This window comes from Flectobacillus major DSM 103, assembly GCF_000427405.1.
Classification (GTDB): domain Bacteria; phylum Bacteroidota; class Bacteroidia; order Cytophagales; family Spirosomataceae; genus Flectobacillus; species Flectobacillus major.
In genome coordinates this window covers 3729812-3755016 of record NZ_KE386491.1, presented here as the reverse complement: position 1 = coordinate 3755016, position 25205 = coordinate 3729812, and the positions used below count along the sequence as shown (strand labels likewise).

The window sequence follows — 25205 nt, the reverse complement described above, 5'->3', positions numbered from 1 at the left end:
TTTTTATACCAAAAACACTAATTTTGTGTTTAGTCAAATGTAGATTTACGTAATTCATAATCATATCACGACAATCCAATTATCTAAGAAATGAAATTGTCTCTCAAATCAGCAGCAGTATTACTAATGGGTATTGCCTTAGTAAGTAGCTGCAAAAGCAAAAAACCTGATAGTGTTAAGCTAGGGAAAAACAGTACAGCTACTGGGATTTCTTACAACAAAAAAGGTGGTTTCCAAGTAGATAAAAAATTTAAAGGCCAGCCAACAGGCCCCAACCTCGTGTTTATTGAGGGGGGGCGTTTTACAATGGGGGCTTTGGAAGAGGATGTTATCAACACCCGCGACAACCTCGAAAGAACGGTTTCTGTACAATCATTCTATATGGATGAAACAGAAATTGCCAATGTTCACTACCTCGAATACTTGAATGCTGTTCAAAAAGATTCTTCTCAAGAATTTTATGAATCGGCTCTCCCCGACACTTTGGTTTGGAAAGACGAGCTAGCATTCAACGACTCTTATATCGAACAATACCTTCGTTACCCTGGTTTCCGGATGTACCCTGTGGTGGGTGTGTCTTGGACTCAAGCTACCGACTATTGTTCTTGGAGAACAGCCGCTGTAAACAACGATCTTGCTCTTAAAAATGCAAAAAGTAGTAAAAAAACATCTACAAAAGGTCGTAAAGGTAAAGCTGCAGCCGAAACAAAAGCCGCACCAGCTTTTACAGCAGGTCAACGTTTACCTATCGAATCGGGTATTGTTTTGCCAGCTTATCGCCTTCCTACCGAAGCAGAATGGGAATATGCTGCCAAAGCTATGATTGGGACTCAATACGAAGATGAAAACCAAACCAATCAGCGTATTTATCCTTGGGACGGCCCTTCTATGCGTTCGTCAAGAGGTAAACAAAAAGGCCAGATGCTTGCCAACTTCAAACGTGGCCGTGGTGACTATGCTGGTATTGCTGGAAAATCTAATGATAAAGCTATTATTACGACAGAAGTATATTTCTATCCACCCAATGACTTTGGGCTTTACCAAATGGCAGGAAACGTAAATGAATGGGTATATGACTTGTATCGTCCATTATCTTATGAAGACATGAACGACTTAAACCCTATTCGTAGAAATGATTTCTTGGATAATGCTAAAAACTACGATAGAAAGAATAACAACTCGATGATTGACAACAAATCACGTGTTTATAAAGGTGGTTCATGGGCTGATGTAGCTTATTGGCTGGCTCCTGGAACACGTCGTTATTTAGACCAAGATTCGTCAACAGCAACAATCGGTTTCCGTTGTGCTATGATTAGGGCTGGTACTAACAAATAAGACCTATAAAATTAAAAAAGGGCAAACTTCATTCTGTATGGGGTTTGCCCTTTTTATTTATAGTTCGGCATGTGCCAGTACGATAACAGATATATCTAGGGGCTTGGCCTCAAGTAAGGCCAATACGCAGGCCTCTAAGGTGGCTCCTGTAGTAAGGGTATCATCAACAATAACCACTCGTTTTCCCTTGATTTCATGGGGTTGTACTACTTCAAATACATCTTGTACATTTTCAAATCTCTCTATCCTTTTTTTATGGATTTGAGATACCGTAGCTTGCTTTCTAATTAACGCTTTTTCGTTTACTTCAATACACAATCCCTGCCCAATACCTTCAGCAATACAAGCCGATTGATTATAGCCTCGTTCCAATAATCGCTTGCGATGCAAAGGCACAGGAATAATAAGGTCAAATTCGTTGCCCAAACCACTGGCTTTAAGGTCTGCTCCATACCAAGCACCTAGCATGGCACCCAATGCCTGATTACCTCCATACTTAATACTGTGCATAATATGCTGCACTATACCGCCTTTGGTGTATTTCAAATAAGCCCATGAATATTTTAGATTTACCCGACCAGCAAACTTATGTACCAGTTTGGGGTAAAATTCTATATGAGAATTGGTTTTGGGAAGCTCAAAACGGCAATGGGTACACAAATGTGTTTCTCCAAAAGATAATGGCTCAGAACAGCCACAACAGGTTATGGGCAAAATCAAATTAAGAAAGGCTTTGAACATCTTTGTAGAATCTATTGTTGGTTAAAAACGCTATGACTTTGCCCGAAACATCAGGCTTTCAGCCGTTTTATTTGTATTTTAGCATTTCGCTGTCTCAAATTTATCATATTTATTCAGAAACAAATTAAGACCATGAGTTTAGTTAAAGATTTTAATGACTATAGAGGAAAAATGAATGAAAAAATTCTTTCCTCTGATAACAAAGTAATCAAAAGAATTTTCAATCTCGATACCAATACTTATGCCGAGGGTGCTTTGTCTGAAAAAACCAAAGAAATGATGGGACTTTCGTGTTCTATGGTTTTGCGTTGCGACGACTGCGTGAAGTATCATCTTGGCAAATGCTACGAATTGGGTGTAACAGATGCCGAAATGCAAGAAATCTTTTCGGTAGCAACCTTGATTGGTGGTACTATCGTTATTCCTCATTTAAGAAGAGCTGTAGAATATTGGGAGGCTCTTCATCAAGAACAATAAATAGCTTTAATATCGTGTTTTATAGGTATTTTAGGCTTTCACACAATGGATTTAGAAATAGAAAACCTCAGTCAAAGTTGGGATATTCTCCTCGACAAACTTGAGCAAATTCTGGGCAAACGTCCTGCCGACCTCAATGCTGTCCTTTTTTTAATTGGTGTTCAGGAACTCGGTAAAGGCCATAGATTTTTTACCAAAGAAGAAAAACAAGACCTTATGCACATTGCTATTTGTAAGGTATTGAGCTTTTCGGGTATTTATGAATTAAAAGGGCTCGATCAAGATGGCTGGCCACATTGGGAGCTTGTACAAAAGCTTCCATTTGTGAATATGCTTGAACAAGAAAAACTTTTGAAAGCTCATGTGATTGAGTATTTTGAGAAAGAAGTATTTTAAAATTGTAATTATTCCAAAATTGTTAGGTACTTGTTAGTTTTGGGGCTACCTAAAACTAACAAGCTTGCCAAGCTCTCTTCAGATAGTGTATTTTATGAAAATAATAACTTATAATGTAAATGGCATTCGCTCGGCTATTACCAAAGGGTTTGTTGATTGGTTAAAAGCAGCTAATCCAGATATGATTTGCTTGCAAGAGGTAAAAGCTGATGAAAATCAAATAGAAAAACAATTGTTTGAAGACCTCGGCTACCATATTTATTGGTACTCGGCAGAGAAAAAAGGGTATTCGGGTGTAGCAATTCTCACTAAAATAAAGCCTAAACATGTTGAATATGGCTGTGGAATTGAAATTTATGACCGTGAAGGGCGTGTATTACGTACTGATTTTGAAGATTTTTCGTTGATGTCTGTGTATATGCCTTCGGGGTCGAGTGGCCAAGAGCGTCAGGATTTCAAGTTTCAATGGCTCGCTGATTTTCAGCAATATATTGACCAGCTCAAAGTTAATTTTCCCAATTTGATTATTTCGGGCGACTACAATATTTGTCATCAAGCCATCGATATTCATAACCCGAAATCCAATGCCAATAGCTCAGGATTCCTTCCCGAAGAACGAGCATGGATGAGTGGCTTTTTGGAAAGTGGTTTTATTGATACTTTTCGCCATTTTAATCCAGAACCTCATCATTATACCTGGTGGAGCTTTAGGGCAGGGGCAAGGCAAAAAAACTTGGGTTGGCGTATCGACTACCATTGTGCTAGTAAAGCACTTGAGGGTCGTTTGAAAAGAGCCTTAATTTTGCCCGAAGCAAAACACTCTGACCATTGTCCAGCTCTTGTCGAAATAGATTAATCGTTTTTCAACACCTATTTAGGGTAATTTTTCTTACAAAATACTATCCCTTTACTTTCAATCATTGATTTTGCCAATATTTAGCATGATTTTGGATAAAGCATTGTTATAAAATCCGCAGAAGCGTTTCGAACTATGACAAATTCTCCTATTGCCTCTCTATTAATGCGAATTGAGGAATATAAACGTAAATTTTACCTCAATCGCCTCGTTAAAGGTATTATATTTTCAGCGGCAGTAATTCTGTCCGCTTTTTTGGTTTTTAATACCCTCGAATATTTTGGCCATTTTGGCTCTACCTTCCGAGCATTTTTGTTCTTTGGGTTTATTATGGCTTTTGGCATTTCAATGTTTTTTTGGGTTATAAAGCCTCTAGTTTTTCTTTATGGAGCAAAAAAACCATTGTCTAACGAACAAGCTGCCGAGCAAATAGGAAAGTATTTTCCAGAAGTATCCGATAAATTGCTCAATACCTTGCAGTTGTCGAAGGCACTCAATCAAGAGCAAAACGAACTTCTTGCTGCTTCTATCCAACAAAAATCGCAACAATTAGCCATCATCAAGTTTGCAGATGCTATCAAGATTGACCATAACAAACGATACCTCAAATATTTAGCAATTCCTACATTTTTGATAGTAGGTGTTTTGTTGCTGTATCCTGCTTTCTTTTCAAAAAGTACCGAACGTATTGTCAATTTCAAAAATGAGTATCAAGAAGAAGCACCTTTTAGCTTTATGCTCGACAACAAATCGCTTCAAGCTTTTAAGAATGAAGACTTTACGATTAAATTAACCCTTCAAGGAAATACCATTCCTGAAAGTGTATATATTCTGCACAAAGACCGTAAACTCAAAATGGAGTCTATCGACAGTCGACATTATTCTTTTACTTTTTCTAAGGTACAAAGCAATATCGATTTTCAATTTGAAGCAGCAGGCTTTAAATCAGGTAATTATGAAGTAGAACTTGTCAACAAACCTAGCCTTGCATTTTTCGACATCAACCTCAATTACCCTAATTATCTCAGCAAACCGTCTGAAAGTCTCCAGAATATCGGAAATATAACCGTTCCTGAGGGTACTCTGATTGAATGGGATTTTAACGTTACCGATACCGATTCTATTCTATTGGTATTTGAAGGAGACAAAAAACGTTATGCCGCTAAAAGAAAATTATTGGGTGGTGGTTTTGACTTTTCATTAAAAGCCAGCAAATCAAGTAATTATCAAGTTATTCTAAAAAACCAATATACTGATGCTAAAGAAGGCATTAGTTTCAATATCAGCGTTATTCCTGATAAATTCCCACAACTCAGCCTTGAACAGTACAAAGACTCGACCCTATATAATTTCATGGTATTGGGCGGGAATATTGCCGACGACTATGGCCTTAGTAAGCTTGCTGTATTTTATAAGGTAATTCGCGATGGTAAGCCTATGACGGCAAATTATGCTTCTTTTGGCTTGCCTGTCAATAAAACCCAAACGATTCAGAGTTTCTATCACCAATGGGCTTTAGATAGCCTTAAATTGAATCCTTCCGACCGTATCGAGTACTTTGTTCAGGTATGGGATAATGATGGCGTAAATGGGCCAAAATCAACCCGCTCACAGGTATTAAACTATGCTGTACCAAGCAAAAAGGATATTAATAAAGAAATCGAAAATACAGTCGATAAAACCGAAGCTCAATTAGACAAAACCATAGAAAAAGCACAAAAGCTAAGAAAGGAATTAGCAGCCCTGGAAAATAGACTAAAGAATAAAAAAGAACTTGATTTTCAAGATAAAAAATTAGTAGAAGAGCTTGCTAAAAAGAAAGAGGAGCTGATTAATGAAATCAAAAAGTTGCAAGAACAAAACCAAAACCTAACGGACAAACAACAACGCTTCAACGAACAAAAGCCTGAAATGCAACAAAAAATGGAAGCACTTCAGAAAATGATGAATCAGCTGCTCGACCCCGAAGCCCAGAAAATGTATGAGGAACTGAAAAAGATGCTGGAGCAAAACCCTGAAGATAATAAGCTAATAGAGCAGATGGATAGGCTTCGCAACAAAGAGCGTAATATGGAAAAGGAACTTGAACGTATGCAAAACCTTTTCAAAAAACTACAGCTCGACCAAAAAATCGATAAGGCTATCAAGGATTTAGAAAAACAGGCTGAAAAGCAAGAAAATCTTGCCGAGAAAAATCAGGAACTTGATAAAAAATCAGATAATAGCCCTGAAAAAAAAGAACAAAATGATGCCTTGAAAAAAGAGCAAGACAAACTTAGCAAGGAATTTAACGATACTAAAAAAGACCTCAAAGACGCAGAAGAGCTTAATAAAGAGATTAAAAACGCTGACCCGCTCGATATGAATAAGGAACAACAAGAGGATATTTCACAAGATCAAAAGGATTCTGAGCAAAAAATGGATAAAGGCGATAATAAGGCCGCTGCCGAAAAACAAAAGAAAGCTGCTAAAAAAATGAAAAGCCTTGCCCAAAAACTGCAGGAAATGAAGCAGCAAAGCGAAATGAAGGAGAATGAGGAAAATATAGAACAGCTTCGTGAAATACTCGAAAATTTGGTAAAACTTTCGTTCGACCAAGAAAACCTTATGAAGGATTTTAGAGGAATATCGCCTTCAGACCCTCGCTTTATTAAATTATCTCAAGAACAAATCAAGCTTCAAGACGATGCCAAAGTCATTGAAGATAGTTTATACACTTTGTCAAAACGTGTATTACAAATAGAAACTTTTGTTACTCGCGAAATGGGTAATATGAAAACCTATATGAACGAGGCCGTCAAGCTCATTAAAGAACGTAAAATGTCTATGACCAATGCTAAGCAACAATTTGCCATGACCTCAATGAATAACCTTGCTTTGTTGTTATCGGATGTTCAAAAGCAAATGCAACAAAATCAGCAAATGATGATGACTGGCTCGGGCAAAGGAAAAAGTAAAAGCAAAGGTCAGCAAAAGGGCATGGGTGAAAGTCAGAAGAATCTTAATCAACAAATGCAACAAACCATGCAGAAAGGAAGCCAAGGAAAGGGAGGTATATCGGAAGAATTGGCTAAAATGGCACGTGAACAGGCACAAATTAGGAAGATGCTCCAACAAATGATGGATAATGCCAAAGGTACAGAACAAGGTAAAAAACTAGGTGATGAGGTAAAAGACCTTATCAAGAAAATGGAAGAAACAGAAACAGACCTTGTAAATAAACGCTTGAACCCCGAACTAATCAAACGTCAGCAAGAACTATTGACTCGTTTGTTGGAATCGGAAAAAGCATTAAAAGAACAGGAAGAAGACCAAAAAAGAAAGTCTGAAACTGCCAAAAACTATGAACGCCGTGTGCCTCCTCAATTTCAGCAGTATGTAAAAGACAAGCAAAAACAAACTGAATTACTCAAAACGGTTCCTCCAAATCTGAACCCTTATTACAAACAACAAGTGGATTCCTATTTCAAGAAGATTCAATAATAAACATGAATCATTCCAAATTATAGGTAATATTAAAAGAGACCACCTATTGGTATTTGTTGGGATTCATAAGGCTATCAAGTAAACTTTGAAGAGGTTTATTATTTGCTCAAATAAGAAAGATTGAGCTACTATTCATGAAAAAGGCGGTCGAAATTAGTTTTTCGACCGCCTTTTTCATATTAAGTGTCAAAATGAAACATATTTAGCCGCAAAGCATTGTATCTTACTAGAGAAAACTCTATTCAATAACAATCACTATTTATGTTTATTCTATTACCTTAATTTCAACTCTTCTATTGATAGCTCTTTCTTCTTCTGTTCCAAATTTTTTGATAGGTCGACTTCCTCCATAGCCCATTACTTGTAGCCTAGATTTATCGATTCCCTGCAATATTAGGTAATCTTTACAGGCATTGACTCGTTCTAAAGATAATAAAACATTATCCTCTGGATTTCCCGAAATATCGGTATGTCCTTCTAAAACAATTTTTATCTGTTTATTTTTCTGTAAAATAGCAACCAATTCATCTAGCTCATCATAAGAACCCGTCAGAATTTTGGATTCGCCTTGTTTAAACAGAATTCTATCTAGTCGAATATTTTCTTTTTTGGCAATAGCTTCTAAAATAAGTTTCTCTTTTTTCTCATTAATCACTATATATGGAGAACGCCTCTCATAACTTTCACAACCTGCTATATCCGTTAATATTCCATATTTGAGCGTATCAAGTTGAATATGCTTTAATCGATTATCATTTATTTGCACAATTCCGTCTCTTGTCGCAAATATCGAGACAGCTTCATCTTTGGTATTTCGGTATTCGTACCAATCATTGCATACTATGTTATTAAATTGATTATTCCATTTTTTTTGTTCAGTCAATACCAAGCTAGGATACTGCGATATTCTATAGCTACTATTTTTTTTGTTTTCCTTTATCATAATTTCATCTCTTTCATTGATATAAAAGTTACATCCATCATAACAAGTCATTCTTTCACCGCCCTTAATTTTATCTTTCGACCCCCAAATCACATCAACTTCTTTTTTCCGCAAATCGATTCTTACCATTGTTCGCATAGTTGTTGTGCCAAAATACAGCTTTCCTTTAGTGTCAGTCCCTGCCGAAATCCAGCCACCATCATCATGGGCTGGCAATACCCATTTGGTAAATTTTCCATTCTTTGCTATCGAATTATATTCATAAACTATCTGTTCTGTACTTTTATCGGCTTGAACAGCAAAGATTTTATTATTTAGACTTTTGGCAATAGCGTTGCAGCGAAAGGGTAGGAGAGCCTCTATGACTAAATGATCTACCAAATTGTCGTGTGTCCCCAAATTAATGATAGCCCCTCTTTGCGATACAGCATACAGTACTTTGTCACAATTATTGGGCAATCCAGTGTCGTAGTACTTATCGTCTCTTCTTAGGTTATCTTTTTGGGCAATGGTTAGCATTAATGGGCATAATTGAAAAAGAGTAATTAGTGTAAAGTGGTTAAATATTTTCATTTTAAAATAGGGTTAATTTCCAATTCTAATTTACAAATTATTGTTATAATTGTTTGATTTTCACTACCTCGAATTTATATCGTATCTTTGTAATTATTTTTCATGCTACATTTCAATCTTAGGGATTTTTGAAAGAGAAAGATTGAAGTTTGCCTCTCGACTCATACATTCATCTCAAAACAGATATTATATATTATGATTACATTTTTTAATGAAGACGTAGATTTTACGCTTCAACAAAAGCTGAAGACAAAATCGTGGTTAAAAAAAGTTGCTGAAAGTGAAGGCTTTAAGATGGGTAATCTCAACTATATCTTTTGCTCAGACAACTATCTTCACCAGATTAATGTTGAGTATTTAGATCACGATACTCTTACTGATATTATTACTTTCGATAACTCAGAGGACGAAACGGTTATTGAAGGTGATATATTTATTAGTGTAGAAAGAGTCGAAGATAACGCCAAAGAGCTTGGTACTGGCTTTGCCAATGAGATACTCAGGGTATTGGTACATGGTGTACTTCACCTTTGTGGATACGACGACCACTCGGACGAAGATGAGCTAGGAATGCGTGAGAAAGAAAATTTTTATTTACAACAATTTAGCTAATGAATAACCTTTCGTGAAAACACAAAAAGTCTCCACGTGGAACATTTCATAAATTTCACGAGTAGATAGTATAATAAAGCAATATATATCCTCAAAACAAAAATATTCTAAATTATCAATTAGCAATACCAATAATACAGCTTGAGGTAATTTCATACAAATACAGTGTCACAACAAAGTAGAAAATAATAAACAATCATGTATAATAACTATGATGTAATAGTGGTAGGTGCAGGGCATGCAGGATGCGAAGCCGCTCATGCAGCCGCAACAATGGGTTCAAAAGTATTGTTGATTACAATGAATATGAACACCATTGCACAGATGTCATGTAATCCTGCAATGGGTGGTGTTGCCAAAGGACAAATCGTAAGAGAGGTAGATGCACTAGGTGGTATGTCGGGAATTATCTCTGACAAAACCATGATTCAGTTCAGAATGCTAAACCGCTCAAAAGGGCCAGCTATGTGGTCTCCTCGGTGCCAGTCGGACCGCATGAGGTTTGCTGAAGAATGGCGTTTGGCATTAGAACAAAACCTTAATGTTGATTTCTGGCAAGAAATGGTTTCGGGATTATTGGTGGAAAATAATCAGGTTATAGGAATAAAAACACAATTAGGGATAGAATTCCGAGCAAAATCGGTTGTTCTTACCAATGGTACATTTCTCAATGGCTTAATACATATTGGTGAAAAGAATTTTGGTGGCGGCCGCACAGCGGAAGGAAAAGCCACTGGTATTACCGAACAACTTGTAGAGTTGGGCTTTGAAGCTGGCAGAATGAAAACAGGTACTCCTCCACGAGTAGACGGCCGAAGCCTCGACTATTCAAAAATGGAAGAACAAAAAGGCGACGAAAATCCTGCTAAATTCTCCTATTTAGATACAAAACCCTTAAATGAGCAAAGAAGCTGTTGGATTACCTATACCAACCAAGAAGTGCATGATGTGTTAAAAACAGGTTTCGACAAATCACCAATGTTTGCAGGACGAATAAAAGGCCTTGGCCCAAGATACTGCCCATCGGTAGAAGATAAAATTAATCGATTTGCAGAAAAAGAAAGACATCAGATTTTTGTAGAACCTGAAGGATGGAATACAGTAGAAGTATATGTTAATGGATTCTCTACGTCTTTGCCTGAAGATGTACAGTATGCTGCTTTGAAAAAAATTCCAGGTTTTGAAAACGTAAGAATGTTTAGACCGGGCTATGCAATTGAATACGATTATTTCCCTCCAACCCAGTTAAAACAAACTTTAGAGACAAAATTAATCAAGAATCTTTTCTTTGCAGGCCAAATCAACGGAACTACAGGTTATGAGGAAGCTGCTTGTCAGGGATTAATGGCTGGAATAAATGCACATCAAAGAGCTCAAGACAAAGAAGATTTTGTTTTGTCTCGTTCTGAAGCTTACATTGGCGTACTTATCGACGACCTTATCAACAAAGGTACAGAAGAGCCATACCGTATGTTTACTTCAAGAGCCGAGTACAGAACGCTCCTTCGCCAAGACAATGCCGATATTCGTCTAACAGAAAAAGGATATACTATAGGATTAGCTTCGGACGAAAGATTACAAAAGGTAAAAAACAAAAAAGAAAAAACAGCTCAACTTGTCAATGAGCTAAAATTCAAAAAAGTAAAACCCGACGATGTCAACGACCAACTAGAAGCTCTAGGAACAGCTCGATTGAAAGAAGGTACTACTTTATTGAATTTATTAAGAAGACCCAATGTCAATCTTGAAAATATCAAAAGTCTAAGCCAAGATATTACTACCTTCTTAGAACAATTTGATAGTGAAATATTGGAACAGGCCGAAATCAATGTTAAATACGAAAGCTATATAGAAAAGGAACAACAGATGGTCGATAAACTTCAAAAATTAGAAGACCTATCTATTCCTCAAGATTTTGATTATGGAAAACTTTCTGCAATTTCAATTGAAGGACGACAAAAACTAAGCAAAATCAGACCCGCTACTATCGGACAAGCTTCTCGTATCAGTGGTGTATCGGCATCAGACATATCAGTTTTAATGGTATTCATGGGACGATAACCCTTGCTTTATAGAAAAGACCTGTAAGTTTTATTTTCACTTACAGGTCTTTTTCTTTTAGTATATTTGCCAAAATATCAAAAAAGTAAATTGAAAAACAATGCTGGAATATATAGAAGAATGTCCTGTTTGTAAAAATACAACAACAACCCATTTCATTACTTGTAAAGACCATACCGTTAGTCACGAAGCTTTTAATATTGTTGCGTGTACTGCCTGTGGTTTTAAATTTACCAATCCAAGACCCAATGCTACCGAAATAGGTAAGTACTATCAGTCCGAAGCCTATATTTCACATAGCAATACATCCAAAGGAATTGTCGCAAAAATTTATCACCAAGTTCGTAAAATTACGCTACTCGATAAAGTGAAGCTTATCAATAGCCTTTATCATACTAAAGGAAAACTTTTGGATGTGGGTTGTGGAACTGGCATGTTTTTGAATACGGCCAAAGAAGATGGCTGGCAAGTAAATGGTATCGAACCCAGCGACGATGCCCGTAAACTAGCCGAAGAAATCACTCATACCTCAATAGCCTCTGAAGTACTCACGGCTTTCACCAACCAAAAATTCAATATCATAACAATGTGGCACGTGCTAGAACACGTACATTTATTAAACGAAACTATCGACTGGCTTTTCAATAAAATAGAAAACGACGGAAAAGTTATTATTGCAGTACCCAACTACCAATCTTATGACGCTTCGGTTTATCAAGAAAGTTGGGCGGCATACGATGTACCTCGACATTTATACCATTTCTCAAAAGATACCATCAAGCAGCTATTTGCAGCACATGGCTTTGAGCTGGTCAAGCATCTTCCTATGAAATTTGACTCATTTTATGTAAGTATGCTTTCGAGTAAATACCAAACAGGAAAAACAAACTACATAGGAGCTTTTCTCAACGGACTCAAGTCGAATGGGGTAGGAGAGAAGAACGATAACAACTATTCGAGTATCATTTACATATTTGAGAAAAAGAAAAGTTAATTAGTGTTAATTCAGAAATAGATAGATGGCTTCCTAAAAATAAATGCTAAATTTGACTTATCAACAGAATTATCAACAACCCTCGATGAATAATTATCATCGAGGGTTTATTTTTGTGGATAAAAAATATCATATATCGTTCATTTTAAAACAATACTCACGATAAACCAAAAGTTATACACATTAACACCGTTTATCAACAAAGTTTTCAACATATACACATGAAAGCAATTAACATAGTCTTGATAACTTTTCTCGGATTCATAATAACAGAAATGTTATTTAGTTGTGCACAGGTAGTAGCACCTACAGGCGGTAAAAAAGATACACTGTCTCCTAAATTGGTTAAAAGCTTTCCCGAAAATCAAACCAAGAATTTCAAAGGCAAAATCATTGAACTACAATTTGACGAATACATCAATGTCGACAATATCCAACAACAATTGTTGATAACTCCTGCAATCGAGGGGTTCTATAATTCCAAAAATCTTCCCAAAGGTGTTAGATTAACTTTTGAAGAGCCCTTCAAAGATAGTACTACCTATAGTCTTAATTTCAGAGAAGCTTTTAAAGATATTACCGAACGAAATCCCGCCAAAAATATCAGAATCGTTTTTAGTACTGGCTCAACGATTGATTCTTTGAAAATAGAGGGAAATGTAAAAGACCTTATCGAAAACAAAGGTGTACTAGATGCTACTGTGGGGCTTTATAAATACTCCGACACGCTGCGACCAGCCAAAATAAAACCTTACTATTTTACCAAAACCGACAGTAGTGGCAATTTTAAAATAGAAAATATTGCTACTGGAAAATATAGAGTATATGCCATTACCGATGTGAATAACAACCTATTATATGAGGAAACAAAAGAAAAAATCGGTATTATCAAAGACACAATCCTGCTTACCAAAAATTTAAGTAACCTCAATATCAACTTAGCCAAAGTGGATAACTCACCCGTTAAGATTCTAAAAACTCGTGCAACTTCTTCGTACTATTATATAGATTTCAATAGAGGGATAAAAAAAGCAAAGATTCAATTTGCTCAACCATCCGACAGCCTGACTTATCAACAAAACGAGGCGAATCAGTTAAGAATATTTAATACTAGAAACTTATCCACAGATACCACCAAAGTCAATTTAATTGTAATCGATTCACTTGATAGAAGCTTTGAATTCAGTCAAAAAATCAAATTCAAGATAAAAGCTAAAAAAGAAGAAAGTATCAAAGATGATTTCAAATACGACATTTATCCACAAAATGGAAAAGATGTGGATTTAAAAGAGATTGGCTATAAAATCACTTTTAGTAAACCCATCAAAACATTCGACATTTCAAAAATCGAAATACTGAACGATACCCTCAAAAAAGTAGAACTGAAAGAAAGTTATCTACAATGGAATGACGAAAAAACAGAATTGAAATTCAAAATAGATAATGCCCCTAAAGCCAAAGAGGTAGTCAAAATTACAATTCCAACCAATAGCTTTATCTCTGTGGAAAACGATACCAATAAAGTGATTAAACAAATTAACCCTATCAGAGATCCCGAAAATTATGGCCTTATTGAGGGTAAAGTGACTAATCCACACAATAAAAACTTTATCGTACAGCTTCTCAACGAGAAAAAAGAAGTAGAACGACAAGTTATCCACAATAACACCAGTAGTTATACCTTCGATTTTGTCAAGCCTGGTATATATATGATACGATTAATCGTTGATGATAACAAAAATCAAAGATGGGATGCTGGAAATGTGGATAAAAACATACTTCCCGAAGATATTATGTACATAAAAGACAAGATTAAGCTCAAACAGAACTTTGAATTGTCGGGTTTTGACTTCCAAATCGGTGAAAAGTAGTATTGCTGTGGATAACTCCCCAAAACACGTGAATGAATAGGGAAAAAGTGTGGATAAGTACCCCAAAAATAGGTACAAAAATTGTGGATAGAATTTAAGACATTGTGGAAACAATATTCTAGCTTTAATCAACGTGCATAACTATACAAGTTATACAGTACATTGCCCACAATTATCCCCGAAATAAGCACACATCAAAAATAGGCTGTTTATCCACACACTAAGGATGTGGATAACTATCCATTAATGTTAATTAATTAATAATCAAATAGTTAATAGTTAATAAATACCTATTTTAATGTGTATAAAAAAATACTTATGAACATTTGAACGTGAAAAAAAAATTTCCACGAAAGTAATCCACAAATCCACAGCATAATAAGAATAGTAGATTTCTTTTCTTTTAAAAAATTTAAAAAATAAATATTATTAAATTAATGTTGTGTTGAAAAGTCAAAGTTGGAAAAAGAATGATTCGAGAATCCTAAAATTGAGATATATGAATATGAAGCATCTAAAATTGGTATCGTTAAGAATATTGTTGTTGGTAACCTGTCTGATTGGAGTCACTTTGAAAACTTTAGCTCAAGATGCTGAACTGGGTTTAGAATATGTCAAAGCTGGAGAATATGAAAAGGCAAAAGCTATTTTTCAAAAATTGGCAAAAAATAAAGAATCTGCACAAAGTATCCACAAAGCCTATTTACAAACCTTGGTGAAGCTTAAAGATTTTTCGGAAGCAGAAAAGTTTTTGAAAAAGCAAATCAAATGGTCTGAAAATAATCCAATTTATATCATTGATTATGCTCAGCTATTAACGTTTATTGAGAAGAAAGACGAAGCTCAAAAACAATTTAATATGGCTTTTGAAAAAGCCAAGATAGATGATGCCTTAACGATGCAGTTGGTTAGTGAACTCACAAACCAAAGCCAATACGATTTAGCTATACAATTGATAGAGCAAAATAGAGCATACTTCAAGGATAAGAGCAAGTTTGCCCTCCAAGTAGGGAGGTTGTACCGACTGCTTGGTAAACCTCAAGAAATGCTTGAGGAATACCTAAATTTTGGACATCCTATCGAAAACCGTGAGCTACTTCAGGCTATTTTACAAGATGAAGTCAAAGAAGACAAAGAAATAGAGGTATTGGAAAAGGTTTTGTACAATTATGTACAGAAGTTTCCTGATGAACCTTATTACAATGAAATGCTCATTTGGCACCTTACCCAAAAGAAAGAATTCTTCAAGGCATTTGTACAAGCACGAGCTATGGACAAGCGTTACAAACGTGAAGGAGCTCAGGTGGCCGACCTTGGTTTTGTGGCCTACCAAAATAAAGACTTTTTAAATGCAGGAAAGATATTTGAATACTTAGTAAGAGAATATCCCAAATTACAGAATTATCCACTTTGGCGAAGATTGTTGATAAACTCTAAAGAAGAAGTCGTAAAAAACACATATCCAGTGAATCGAAATGATATTAGAATTCTTATCAACGAATACACCAAATTGTTGAACGAACTAGGCGTTAATCAACGAACCCTTGAAGCTATGAGAAGTAAAGGGCTATTATATGCGTTTTACCTAAACGAAAAAGATACGGCGGTTGCTGTTTTAGAGTTGGCTATAAAGTTATCCACAGGCGATAGGCTCTTTGTGGATAAGTGCAAACTAGACCTAGGAGATATCTATATTTTGAAATCAGAGCCTTGGGAAGCTACCTTATTATATTCACAAGTAGAAAAATCACAGAAAGATAGCCCACTAGGGTATGATGCAAAGCTACGAAATGCAAAATTAGCCTATTATAAAGGTGATTTTGATTTGGCCAAAGAGGTATTAGATATTCTAAAACAGGCTACAACAAGAGAAATAGCCAACGATGCAATGAATCTGAGCTTATTAATACAAGATAATACGGGTTTAGATAGCAATGAAGTAGCTATGCAAGATTATGCCAATATTGAGCTGTTATTATTTCAGCATCGAAATGATGAAGCCATAGCCAAAATGAAAGAAATGTTAGTTATCCACAAAGGACACCCACTCGAAGACGAAGTTTTGTATCTAATGGCAAGCACTTATTTAAAAGAAGGTAATATAGATGCAGGTATTCAACAATTAGAAAAAATTGTGGATAAGTACCCTTCCGACATCCTTGGCGACGATGCTTTATTTCTTCTTGCCAAGACCTACCAAGAAAAAAAGAATGAATTTTCAAAAGCCATGAAACTGTATCAAGAGCTTTTAACCAAATATCCTGGAAGTATATTTGGCTCTGAGGCTAGAAAAAGATTTAGAAATCTTCGTGGCGACACAATAAACTAATACTATAATTCGTATTGAAGAAGGTCTGTACCAGACCTTCTTTTTTATCCACAGCCAACCAAGAAGGGAATTTTGAATGAATAAACTTTACAAAGCATCTGTAAATTCAATCAAATACTTCCATGAAACCTTCAAGCATAGGATTACTCTGTCTATCTCTATTGTGTTTGGCTTTACACACCACTCAAGCACAAACTCCTCCAAAGGTATTTATATGCCATTATTTTGGCAAAGCTGTTAAAAATACAGATATATGTAGCAGCCTACAAACCCAAGCCTATATGTCTACAGGTAGAGCCGAGAAGGTGGTTAAGAAAATTACAGAGTCTATGAACCTATCTCGAAATCCTTTCAAAATGATAGAATGTCCCGAAACCGATAATTGCTATGCTACATTAATAGAGGGCGTTCCACATATTATATATGATAAAAACTTTTTGAGTCGCGTAGAACAGATTACTAGCAAAGACTGGGCTGCTATATCGATTTTAGCTCATGAAGTAGGGCACTTAGTATACTATCACCCTACCAATAATCAAGGAAGCCAACATAAAAAAGAACTCGAAGCCGATGAATTTTCAGGAGCGTGTTTATACCGAATGGGTGCCACCCTTGAAGAAGCCCAATTAGCGATGAACCATTTTCAGCAAGAGACATGGACAAGTACCCACCCTCCACGCTCTCAGCGTCTTGCAGCTATTGCCAAAGGCTGGGAAGAAGAAAAAAGAAAGGATACAAGATATACAGCTGAAACGCCTCAAGAAAATAGTATAATACCCCAACCTCAAGACCCCCTTGAATTATCCACAATAGAGCCAGAAGTTACTAACAAAAGTGTACAACTAGGCTGTATTTCAGGAAACTGTAGTAATGGTACAGGGTATTTTATCCACAAAACACAAGGAAGCTATAAAGGAATGTGGAAAAATGGAAAACGTCATGGGTTCGGAATTCATTATTATGCAGATGGAAGTAAAATGTATGAAGGCGAATACCAAAATGGCGTTCGTCACGGTCGAGGTGTATTTTATTTTAGAGATGGCGAATATTTCGCAGGAAAATTTGATAACGATAAAATGACCGAATTAGGTAACTTTATTCTACTAGAAGAAAATGTATACCCTGAAGTAGAACTCCAATACATTTATTCAAACGGAAAAACCGAAGATATAATAGTCAAAAATCATTAAGATAATCATGAGGGTATTCGTAAAAAATACCCTTTTTTGTTTTTCAAATACTATTTTATACCAGTATTAAATCTAAAAATAATTTAAAAAAATTATGCTTGCATACTATTTTTAAATAGCTAAACCTGTTATCTTTGGGTAAATGATTATAATAAATTGTTGTTATAATTGTACATAAATAAGAACGTGTTTGAATCAACAGGCGAAAAGTATGAAACGTAATCTTGCCATCACTAGAGTTTTCGATTTGCTATACAAATGTGTTTTACCACTAAATAAAGAAGATGTTTTTGCTAATAAGCAAAATGGCCAGTGGAGAAAATATGGAGCAAAAGAAGTTATCGATATTGTTAATCAGGTAAGCTTGGGCTTGTTGCAATTAGGGGTCAAGAAAGACGATAAAATTGCGATAATTTCCAATAATCGTCCAGAATGGAACTTTGTCGAGTTAGGAATACAACAACTTGGAGCTGTTTCTGTACCAATGTATCCAACCATTACTATGGAGGATTATCAGTATATTTTTGCTGATGCAGGCGTAAAGTTTGTCTTTGTTTCAGACCAATCTTTATTATCAAAAGCCAAAGATGCTACCGCTTCGCTTGCCGAGGTTGAAGGAATTTATACTTTCGATAATATTAAAGGGGCAAAACACTGGTCTGAGGTAACAGATTTGGCCAAAGGGCAAGATATTGCTCAACTACAGCCCTATATGGATGCCGTTCAGTCCGACGATTTATTAACACTTATTTATACTTCTGGTACAACAGGCAAACCTAAAGGGGTTATGCTTACTCACCGCAACATTATAGCCAACGTAGAAGGGCTAATAGAAGGGAAGCACCTTGAACTAGAAGAAACAGACCGAGCCTTGAGCTTTTTACCGCTTTGTCATATTTACGAGCGTACCGATGTATATGTGTATATGCGCTATGGGGTGTCTACTTATTATGCCGAAAGTATGGAAACCATAGCCGATAACCTAAAGGAAATCAAGCCACATGTATTTGCAACTGTTCCTCGTTTACTGGAAAAAGTGTACGATAAAATTGTAGCTAAAGGATATGAACTGACTGGTGTAAAAAAGAGTTTATTCTTTTGGGCTTTGAACCTTGGCCTAAAATATGATCCAATGGCCGATATGGGTTGGTGGTACAATACGCAGTTAGCAATAGCAAGAAAACTTATTTTCAGTAAATGGCAAGAAGCACTCGGTGGCAATATCAAGCTGGTAGCCTCTGGTTCTGCGGCTTTGCAGCCTCGCTTAGCAAGAATCTTTTGGGCGGCAGGTATTCCTATTTTGGAAGGGTATGGCCTCACCGAAACCTCGCCAGTAATATCATCAAGTATCATTACCAATTTTAGAGTAGGTTGTGTTGGTTCTGTTTTGCCAAATGTATCAGTAAAAATTGCTGAAGATGGCGAAATATTAGTAAAAGGACCAAGTATCATGAAAGGTTATTATAATAAGCCTGAAGCTACTCAAGAGGTTATCGATAGCGAAGGCTGGTTTCATACTGGCGATATTGGCGAATTTGTAGAAGGACAGTTCCTGAAAATAACCGATAGAAAAAAAGAGATTTTCAAAACATCAGGAGGTAAGTATGTGGCACCACAATTACTCGAAAACAAACTCAAAGAGTCTATTTTGATAGAACAAGCTATTGTTGTAGGAGAAGGGCAAAAATTCCCATCGGCTCTGCTTGTTCCAGAATTCAATGCTTTGAAAGAATGGTGCACCAAACACGAAATTGAATATTCATCCAATGAGCAAATCATCAAAAACCCTAAAGTGCTAGAGAAATTTGATGCCGATGTCAAACATTTGATGAATAATGTTGCCAAATATGAGCAAGTCAAGAAAGTAGTACTAATTCCAAAACTTTTCTCGATAGAAGGTGGCGAACTTACCCCAACACTCAAACTTAAAAGAAAAGTGATTCATTCAAAATATAGTCAACAAATTGAATCAATGTACTTATAAAACAATAGGCTGTCAGTTTGCTGACAGCCTATTGTTTTTATGATAATGAAAGTAAGTACTTCTTAAAATCACTAAAAACGGTACTCATTGGTATTGCTACTTTCTCTTTCGACAACAATGCTGATAATCTTTCAGGAATTGCTACTTTGGTTGATAAGGTTTCTTCTACTACATCCAAAAACTTGGCATAATGTGCCGTTGATAGCAATACTCCGCTAACCTCTTCACCTTGATGTTGTACATAAGAACTCAACCCTCTGTAAGCTACTGCTGTATGAGGGCACATTACATAGCCTGTGCGTTCAAAAACTTCTTTCATCGTAGCCCTTGTTGCAACATCATCACTAAAGTCGCCAACAATATGTTTGATAACTTCAGTATATTGCTCTCCAGCCAAAATTTGCATACGAACAAAATTTGATGGATTCCCTACATCCATTGCATTAGAAATCGTTTCTTTTGATGGTTTGGGTTCGTAAATACCAGTTGCCAAATAGTTAGGAACAATGTTATTAACATTAGTTGCAGCTATAAACATCTTTACGGGCAATCCCATTTTCTGGGCAATTAGTCCAGCCGAAAGGTTGCCAAAGTTACCACTTGGTACACAGAATACGAGCGGCTTTGAATATCCTAGCTTTTTGAGTTGTGCATAAGCACTAAAATAATAAAAAGACTGAGGAATTAATCGACTAATATTGATAGAATTGGCCGATGCCAAATTGTATTTGGATGATAATTCTGTATCCAAGAAAGCCGATTTTACCAAACGCTGGCAATCATCGAATGTACCATCTACTTCCAGAGCCGTAACATTGCCCCCCAAAGTAGTAAGTTGTTTTTCCTGAATATCCGAAACCTTACCTTTAGGATACAAAATAGTTACTTTGATTCCCGGAGTGTTATAGAAGCCTTGGGCTACAGCACCACCTGTATCGCCAGAAGTAGCCACAAGAATATGAATGTCTTGATGTGATTTCTGTAAAAAATATGACATCAAAGCAGCCATAAACCTAGCACCAAAATCCTTGAATGCCATAGATGGCCCATGAAACAATTCTAAGACAAAGGTATCTTTTTCGATTTCTACTAAAGGAGCTTCAAAGTTGATTGACGAAGCAATGATTTGTTGTAAGTCATTATCGGCAATATCATCTCCTAATAAAGCCTTTGTTACCTCAAAGGCAATTTCCGAAATACTCAAGTTCTCTATTTTTTCAAAAAAAGATGTAGGTAAGGTTGGTATCTCATAAGGCATGTACAAACCGTTGTCAGGAGGTAATCCCCTAAACACAGCTTCTTCCAAAGACACATCAGGACTTTCGTGTTTGGTACTATAGAGTATCATAAATTCGTTTTTTGGTTAAAATAAATTAGGATTTCTTTTGTATTTTTAAGACACCTAACTTACGATTTGTCGTCTAGTTAAAAACAGTATTTACAAATTGACGTACAATACATTGCACAAAATTATTTCAATCTTGATGAAATACAGAATTTTATTTTGATAAAGTATTTTTTTTCATCTATTCACCTTCAATTCTACCTACACATGAAAGAGAAAATTCAGTTCTACATTCAAAGTTTTTTTGGCTTCACTAAAATCGAAATGCAAGGCTTTTTGGTAATGATATTCCTCTTTATAGTGTTAGTAACTAGCCATTTTATTATATGGCAAATAAACACCAGACAAGAAAGTTCTTCTTTATTAATCGACAAACAAAATGTGAAAACAATCTTAGCTCATTTAGAACTTGTGGATAAACCTCAGAAAAGCTATTCAAATAGTTTTAAAAATGAGCATTCTGAGGTCATAAAAGTAATTCAATTACATGACTTCAATCCGAATGAATCTTCGGTTGATGCCCTATCGGCATTAGGAATACCTCTTTGGTTAGCAAAACGAATAGAGAAGTACCGTAATAGTGGTGGTATTTTCCGTAAAAAAGCTGATGTCAAGAAAATCTATGGTTTTCCCGAAGAACTCTATTTGCAATTAGAACCTTACATTACGATTCCACAATCAGAGGCTATCGATAATAATAAGTTAAAGGTTATTACTCAGACCAAGCCCGTTATTACAAGCTTTGATTTGAATCATGCCGATACCACAACCCTAATAAAACTAAAAGGAATAGGCAGTAAGCTTTCTCAACGCATTATTAAATATAGAGATATGTTAGGAGGTTTCTATGCCATCGACCAACTCTACGAAGTGTACGGCCTAGATTCTGCAGTAATACAAGAAGTAAAGAAATATGCAACACTAAAGAACCCTAGTACAATAAAAATTAATATTAATGAATCTTCATTCGAACAATTTCGACATCCTTATTTAAAACCTTACATAGCAAAAGCAATCATCAATTACCGAAATCAACACGGAAAATTTGAATCCTTCAAAGATTTATTAGCAGTGAAATTATTAGATGAAAAAACCTTCCAAAAAATACTTCCCTACTTAACCCTTTAAACTAAACTACTGTGTTATAGCAGTAGTTGGTATAACCAAAACAACTCCGTAACTTTACCATGTAAACTAAAACTTCATCAAATGTCCACAGGTTTTTTTAACGTACCAAGTCCTAAAAATGAACCAATTTTTGGCTACGCTCCCAATTCCAAGGAAAGAGTAGCATTACAAGCAAAACTTGCCGAAATGAAATCGCAAGTATTGGATATTCCTATGTTTATTGGTTCTGAGGAAATCAAGGAAGGAAAAAAACTTCCATTAACTAGCCCACATCAGCACCAACATATTTTAGGCTATTATTATGAAGGCGACGAAAGCCATGTGAATAAGGCGATAGAGTCGGCTTTGGAAGCTAAAGAGCAATGGGCTAACCTATCTTGGGAACACCGTGTATCAATATTTCTAAAAGCCGCTGATTTATCTGCTACCAAATATAGAATGGAGCTAAACGCTGCTACTATGTTAGGGCAGTCAAAAAATGCTTATCAAGCTGAAATAGATTCGGCATGTGAATGGATAGATTTTCTAAGATTCAATGCCTACTTTGCTACCCAAATATATGCACAACAGCCTGAGTCGTCAGAATTTGTTTGGAATAGACTAGAATATCGTCCACTCGAAGGATTTGTATTTGCTGTAACACCATTCAATTTTACAGCTATTGCAGGTAATCTTCCTGCTTCTGCTGCCTTAATGGGTAATGTTGTAGTTTGGAAGCCATCACCAACACAAATTTACTCGGCCTACGTATTAATGAAGATATTAAAAGAGGCTGGCCTACCCGATGGCGTAATTAATTTGATTTATACCGATGGGCCACTTACAGGCGATATCGTATTCAAACATCCAGATTTTGCAGGGGTACATTTTACAGGTAGTACAAAAGTATTCCAACATATCTGGAAAACAATAGGCGAAAATATTCATATTTATAAGTCATACCCACGTATTGTAGGCGAAACTGGAGGAAAGGATTTTGTAGTTGCTCATCAATCGGCCAACCCACAAGCATTGGCAGTAGGATTGGTTCGTGGAGCATTTGAATATCAAGGACAAAAATGTTCTGCGGCTTCTCGTGCTTATATTCCCAACACTATTTGGGAAGAAACATGGCAATATGCCAAAACATTCTTATCTGAGATAAAGGTAGGGAGTGTCGAAACGTTTTCTAATTTTGTCAATGCTGTTATTGATGAAAAAGCTTTCGATAAAATTGTTGGTTATATTGAACTAGCTAAAAATAGCGAAGATGTCGAGATTATTGCTGGCGGAGGATATGATAAATCAGAAGGGTATTTTATAGAACCAACAGTAGTACTGACCAAAGACCCAAGATTCACAACAATGTCTGAAGAAATTTTTGGCCCTGTACTTACTATATATGTATATGATGCCGAAAAATTTGAAGAAACCCTCGAACTAGTAGACACTACTTCTCCTTATGCACTTACTGGGGCTATATTTGCTCAAGATAGATATGCACTTGAAGTAGCTACCAAAAAATTAAAGAATGCTGCAGGTAATTTCTATTTGAATGATAAGCCAACAGGGGCAGTTGTTGGGCAACAGCCTTTTGGTGGTGGCAGAGCGTCAGGTACAAATGATAAAGCAGGCTCATCACTTAATTTATTACGATGGGTTTCTCCAAGAACTATCAAAGAGAACTTTGTATCACCATTAGATTATAAATACCCATTCCTAGCGGAATAGAAATACTATATAGTAAATAAAAGCCCGAGTATGGATAATAACCTATTCGGGCTTTTGCTATAATTAGGTCTTCGACTACACAATATTAGTATTATGAGAATCATTTTTGATGTACACTGTAAAAACGTAGTAAATAAATACAAAAAATATTCGTTCGTAATGTTCTAAAAAACAAATAGTTATCTTTTTTGTTTAAAATAAATCGTTTTTTTTCCTGTCAAAGTTTGGTAGAAAGAAAAAAAAATCGGAATTTTGCACTCCCAACGACGGATAAGGGTAGTTAAATCGGAAGAGATTTGGCATCAAATTTTAAGAGACTGTAAAAAAGTTGATTAAGAGGAAGAGTTCTTTGAGAAACTGATAAGAGAAGTAAAAGAATAATACGACATTCTAAGGACAGGTTGTGCGTTATGAGATTCTTTTAAAAAGAATAGACAGACGAACAACTTAACATTTAAAGAGATTTACAATGGAGAGTTTGATCCTGGCTCAGGATGAACGCTAGCGGCAGGCCTAATACATGCAAGTCGAACGGTGTAGAAATACACAGTGGCGCACGGGTGCGTAACACGTATGCAACCTACCTATTATTGGGGGATAGCCTTTGGAAACGGAGATTAATACCGCATAATACGATTGACTGGCATCAGTTGATTGTTAAAGCTTCGGCGATAATAGATGGGCATGCGTCCAATTAGTTAGTTGGTGAGGTAACGGCTCACCAAGACGATGATTGGTAGGGGATCTGAGAGGATAATCCCCCACACTGGCACTGAGATACGGGCCAGACTCCTACGGGAGGCAGCAGTAGGGAATATTGGGCAATGGGCGGAAGCCTGACCCAGCCATGCCGCGTGCAGGATGAAGGCGTTATGCGTTGTAAACTGCTTTTTTATAGGAAGAAGGAGGCCTTGCGAGGCTTGGTGACGGTACTATAAGAATAAGCACCGGCTAACTCCGTGCCAGCAGCCGCGGTAATACGGAGGGTGCGAGCGTTGTCCGGATTTATGGGTTTAAAGGGTGCGTAGGCGGTTTATTAAGTCAGTGGTGAAAGACGGTCGCTCAACGATTGCAGTGCCATTGATACTGGTAGACTTGAGTTCGAATGAGGTAGCTGGAATGGATAGTGTAGCGGTGAAATGCATAGATATTATCCAGAACACCAATTGCG

Annotated in this window: 17 protein-coding genes and 2 other annotated features; of the genes, 14 read left to right on the top strand and 3 right to left on the bottom strand. The window is 36.3% G+C overall.

Going from position 1 to position 25205, the window contains the following annotated elements:
* Positions 1 to 90: 90 nt before the first annotated feature.
* Positions 91 to 1338, top strand: coding sequence for a gliding motility lipoprotein GldJ (gldJ, locus tag FLEMA_RS0136695; RefSeq protein WP_026996577.1), 1248 nt, complete (start codon positions 91 to 93; stop codon positions 1336 to 1338).
* A gap of 57 nt (positions 1339 to 1395) precedes the next feature.
* Here the strand turns inward: gldJ and FLEMA_RS71480 are convergent, their stop codons facing one another.
* Positions 1396 to 2079 (bottom strand): ComF family protein, encoded by a 684-nt coding sequence (locus FLEMA_RS71480; protein WP_044172493.1) that lies wholly within the window; start codon positions 2077 to 2079, stop codon positions 1396 to 1398.
* Positions 2080 to 2211: 132 nt separating this feature from the next.
* On the opposite strand from FLEMA_RS71480, the gene FLEMA_RS0136670 reads away from it, so the two are divergent.
* The 4 genes from FLEMA_RS0136670 to FLEMA_RS0136640 all read left to right on the top strand — a co-directional run bounded on the left by FLEMA_RS0136670 (position 2212) and on the right by FLEMA_RS0136640 (position 7291).
* Complete coding sequence (locus tag FLEMA_RS0136670) at positions 2212 to 2556, top strand: carboxymuconolactone decarboxylase family protein (protein ID WP_026996575.1); 345 nt, start codon at positions 2212 to 2214, stop codon at positions 2554 to 2556.
* A 45-nt stretch (positions 2557 to 2601) separates the two neighbouring features.
* On the top strand, positions 2602 to 2952 hold the full coding sequence (locus FLEMA_RS0136660; protein WP_026997900.1) for a hypothetical protein: 351 nt from the start codon (positions 2602 to 2604) through the stop codon (positions 2950 to 2952).
* 94 nt (positions 2953 to 3046) lie between these two features.
* A complete protein-coding gene (locus tag FLEMA_RS0136650; RefSeq protein ID WP_026997899.1) occupies positions 3047 to 3808 on the top strand; it encodes an exodeoxyribonuclease III in 762 nt (253 codons plus the stop codon).
* 135 nt (positions 3809 to 3943) lie between these two features.
* Positions 3944 to 7291, top strand: a complete 3348-nt coding sequence (locus FLEMA_RS0136640) for a coiled-coil domain-containing protein (RefSeq protein ID WP_026996574.1) — start codon at positions 3944 to 3946, stop codon at positions 7289 to 7291.
* A gap of 268 nt (positions 7292 to 7559) precedes the next feature.
* Here FLEMA_RS0136640 and FLEMA_RS76235 read toward each other — a convergent pair whose 3' ends face one another.
* Positions 7560 to 8810 carry an OmpA family protein gene (locus tag FLEMA_RS76235; RefSeq protein ID WP_081681351.1) on the bottom strand — a complete coding sequence of 417 codons (1251 nt, stop codon included), beginning with the start codon at positions 8808 to 8810 and terminating at the stop codon, positions 7560 to 7562.
* A gap of 195 nt (positions 8811 to 9005) precedes the next feature.
* Between FLEMA_RS76235 and ybeY the strand changes: the two genes are divergently transcribed.
* From ybeY to FLEMA_RS0136515, 7 genes are all read left to right on the top strand, one after another.
* Positions 9006 to 9422 (top strand): rRNA maturation RNase YbeY, encoded by a 417-nt coding sequence (gene ybeY / locus FLEMA_RS0136600; protein WP_026996572.1) that lies wholly within the window; start codon positions 9006 to 9008, stop codon positions 9420 to 9422.
* A 198-nt stretch (positions 9423 to 9620) separates the two neighbouring features.
* Positions 9621 to 11483: a tRNA uridine-5-carboxymethylaminomethyl(34) synthesis enzyme MnmG gene (mnmG, locus tag FLEMA_RS0136580; protein ID WP_026997898.1), complete on the top strand. Its 1863-nt coding sequence runs from the start codon at positions 9621 to 9623 to the stop codon at positions 11481 to 11483.
* A 100-nt stretch (positions 11484 to 11583) separates the two neighbouring features.
* Positions 11584 to 12477 (top strand): class I SAM-dependent methyltransferase, encoded by an 894-nt coding sequence (locus tag FLEMA_RS71470; protein WP_044172490.1) that lies wholly within the window; start codon positions 11584 to 11586, stop codon positions 12475 to 12477.
* A 275-nt stretch (positions 12478 to 12752) separates the two neighbouring features.
* On the top strand, positions 12753 to 14348 hold the full coding sequence (locus FLEMA_RS0136545; protein WP_026996571.1) for an Ig-like domain-containing domain: 1596 nt from the start codon (positions 12753 to 12755) through the stop codon (positions 14346 to 14348).
* Between the two features lie 499 nt (positions 14349 to 14847).
* Complete coding sequence (locus FLEMA_RS0136535) at positions 14848 to 16677, top strand: tetratricopeptide repeat protein (RefSeq protein WP_052354167.1); 1830 nt, start codon at positions 14848 to 14850, stop codon at positions 16675 to 16677.
* 281 nt (positions 16678 to 16958) lie between these two features.
* Positions 16959 to 17867 carry a M48 family metalloprotease gene (locus FLEMA_RS71465; protein WP_159102706.1) on the top strand — a complete coding sequence of 303 codons (909 nt, stop codon included), beginning with the start codon at positions 16959 to 16961 and terminating at the stop codon, positions 17865 to 17867.
* A 211-nt stretch (positions 17868 to 18078) separates the two neighbouring features.
* A complete protein-coding gene (locus tag FLEMA_RS0136515; RefSeq protein ID WP_026996569.1) occupies positions 18079 to 19851 on the top strand; it encodes an AMP-dependent synthetase/ligase in 1773 nt (590 codons plus the stop codon).
* Between the two features lie 37 nt (positions 19852 to 19888).
* Here FLEMA_RS0136515 and thrC read toward each other — a convergent pair whose 3' ends face one another.
* Positions 19889 to 21199: a threonine synthase gene (gene thrC / locus FLEMA_RS71460; RefSeq protein ID WP_044172488.1), complete on the bottom strand. Its 1311-nt coding sequence runs from the start codon at positions 21197 to 21199 to the stop codon at positions 19889 to 19891.
* Positions 21200 to 21577: 378 nt separating this feature from the next.
* Between thrC and FLEMA_RS0136475 the strand changes: the two genes are divergently transcribed.
* Positions 21578 to 22324: a ComEA family DNA-binding protein gene (locus tag FLEMA_RS0136475; protein ID WP_159102705.1), complete on the top strand. Its 747-nt coding sequence runs from the start codon at positions 21578 to 21580 to the stop codon at positions 22322 to 22324.
* An 81-nt stretch (positions 22325 to 22405) separates the two neighbouring features.
* Positions 22406 to 24034: an L-glutamate gamma-semialdehyde dehydrogenase gene (pruA, locus tag FLEMA_RS0136470; RefSeq protein ID WP_026996566.1), complete on the top strand. Its 1629-nt coding sequence runs from the start codon at positions 22406 to 22408 to the stop codon at positions 24032 to 24034.
* A 474-nt stretch (positions 24035 to 24508) separates the two neighbouring features.
* Positions 24509 to 25035, top strand: a sequence feature (16S ribosomal RNA rRNA prediction is too short).
* A 30-nt stretch (positions 25036 to 25065) separates the two neighbouring features.
* Positions 25066 to 25205 (top strand) — a sequence feature (16S ribosomal RNA rRNA prediction is too short).

Bases quoted from the DNA above. Each gene is read 5' to 3' on its own strand.
- FLEMA_RS0136545 (WP_026996571.1), top strand. From the start codon at position 12,753: ATGTTATTTAGTTGTGCACAGGTAGTAGCACCTACAGGCGGTAAAAAA.
- FLEMA_RS0136640 (WP_026996574.1), top strand. From the start codon at position 3,944: ATGACAAATTCTCCTATTGCCTCTCTATTAATGCGAATTGAGGAATAT.
- thrC (WP_044172488.1), bottom strand. From the start codon at position 21,199: ATGATACTCTATAGTACCAAACACGAAAGTCCTGATGTGTCTTTGGAA.
- ybeY (WP_026996572.1), top strand. From the start codon at position 9,006: ATGATTACATTTTTTAATGAAGACGTAGATTTTACGCTTCAACAAAAG.
- FLEMA_RS0136660 (WP_026997900.1), top strand. From the start codon at position 2,602: ATGGATTTAGAAATAGAAAACCTCAGTCAAAGTTGGGATATTCTCCTC.
- FLEMA_RS76235 (WP_081681351.1), bottom strand. From the start codon at position 8,810: ATGAAAATATTTAACCACTTTACACTAATTACTCTTTTTCAATTATGC.
- FLEMA_RS0136650 (WP_026997899.1), top strand. From the start codon at position 3,047: ATGAAAATAATAACTTATAATGTAAATGGCATTCGCTCGGCTATTACC.
- FLEMA_RS0136670 (WP_026996575.1), top strand. From the start codon at position 2,212: ATGAGTTTAGTTAAAGATTTTAATGACTATAGAGGAAAAATGAATGAA.
- mnmG (WP_026997898.1), top strand. From the start codon at position 9,621: ATGTATAATAACTATGATGTAATAGTGGTAGGTGCAGGGCATGCAGGA.
- FLEMA_RS0136535 (WP_052354167.1), top strand. From the start codon at position 14,848: ATGAATATGAAGCATCTAAAATTGGTATCGTTAAGAATATTGTTGTTG.
- FLEMA_RS71465 (WP_159102706.1), top strand. From the start codon at position 16,959: ATGTCTACAGGTAGAGCCGAGAAGGTGGTTAAGAAAATTACAGAGTCT.
- FLEMA_RS71480 (WP_044172493.1), bottom strand. From the start codon at position 2,079: ATGTTCAAAGCCTTTCTTAATTTGATTTTGCCCATAACCTGTTGTGGC.
- gldJ (WP_026996577.1), top strand. From the start codon at position 91: ATGAAATTGTCTCTCAAATCAGCAGCAGTATTACTAATGGGTATTGCC.
- pruA (WP_026996566.1), top strand. From the start codon at position 22,406: ATGTCCACAGGTTTTTTTAACGTACCAAGTCCTAAAAATGAACCAATT.
- FLEMA_RS0136515 (WP_026996569.1), top strand. From the start codon at position 18,079: ATGAAACGTAATCTTGCCATCACTAGAGTTTTCGATTTGCTATACAAA.
- FLEMA_RS71470 (WP_044172490.1), top strand. From the start codon at position 11,584: ATGCTGGAATATATAGAAGAATGTCCTGTTTGTAAAAATACAACAACA.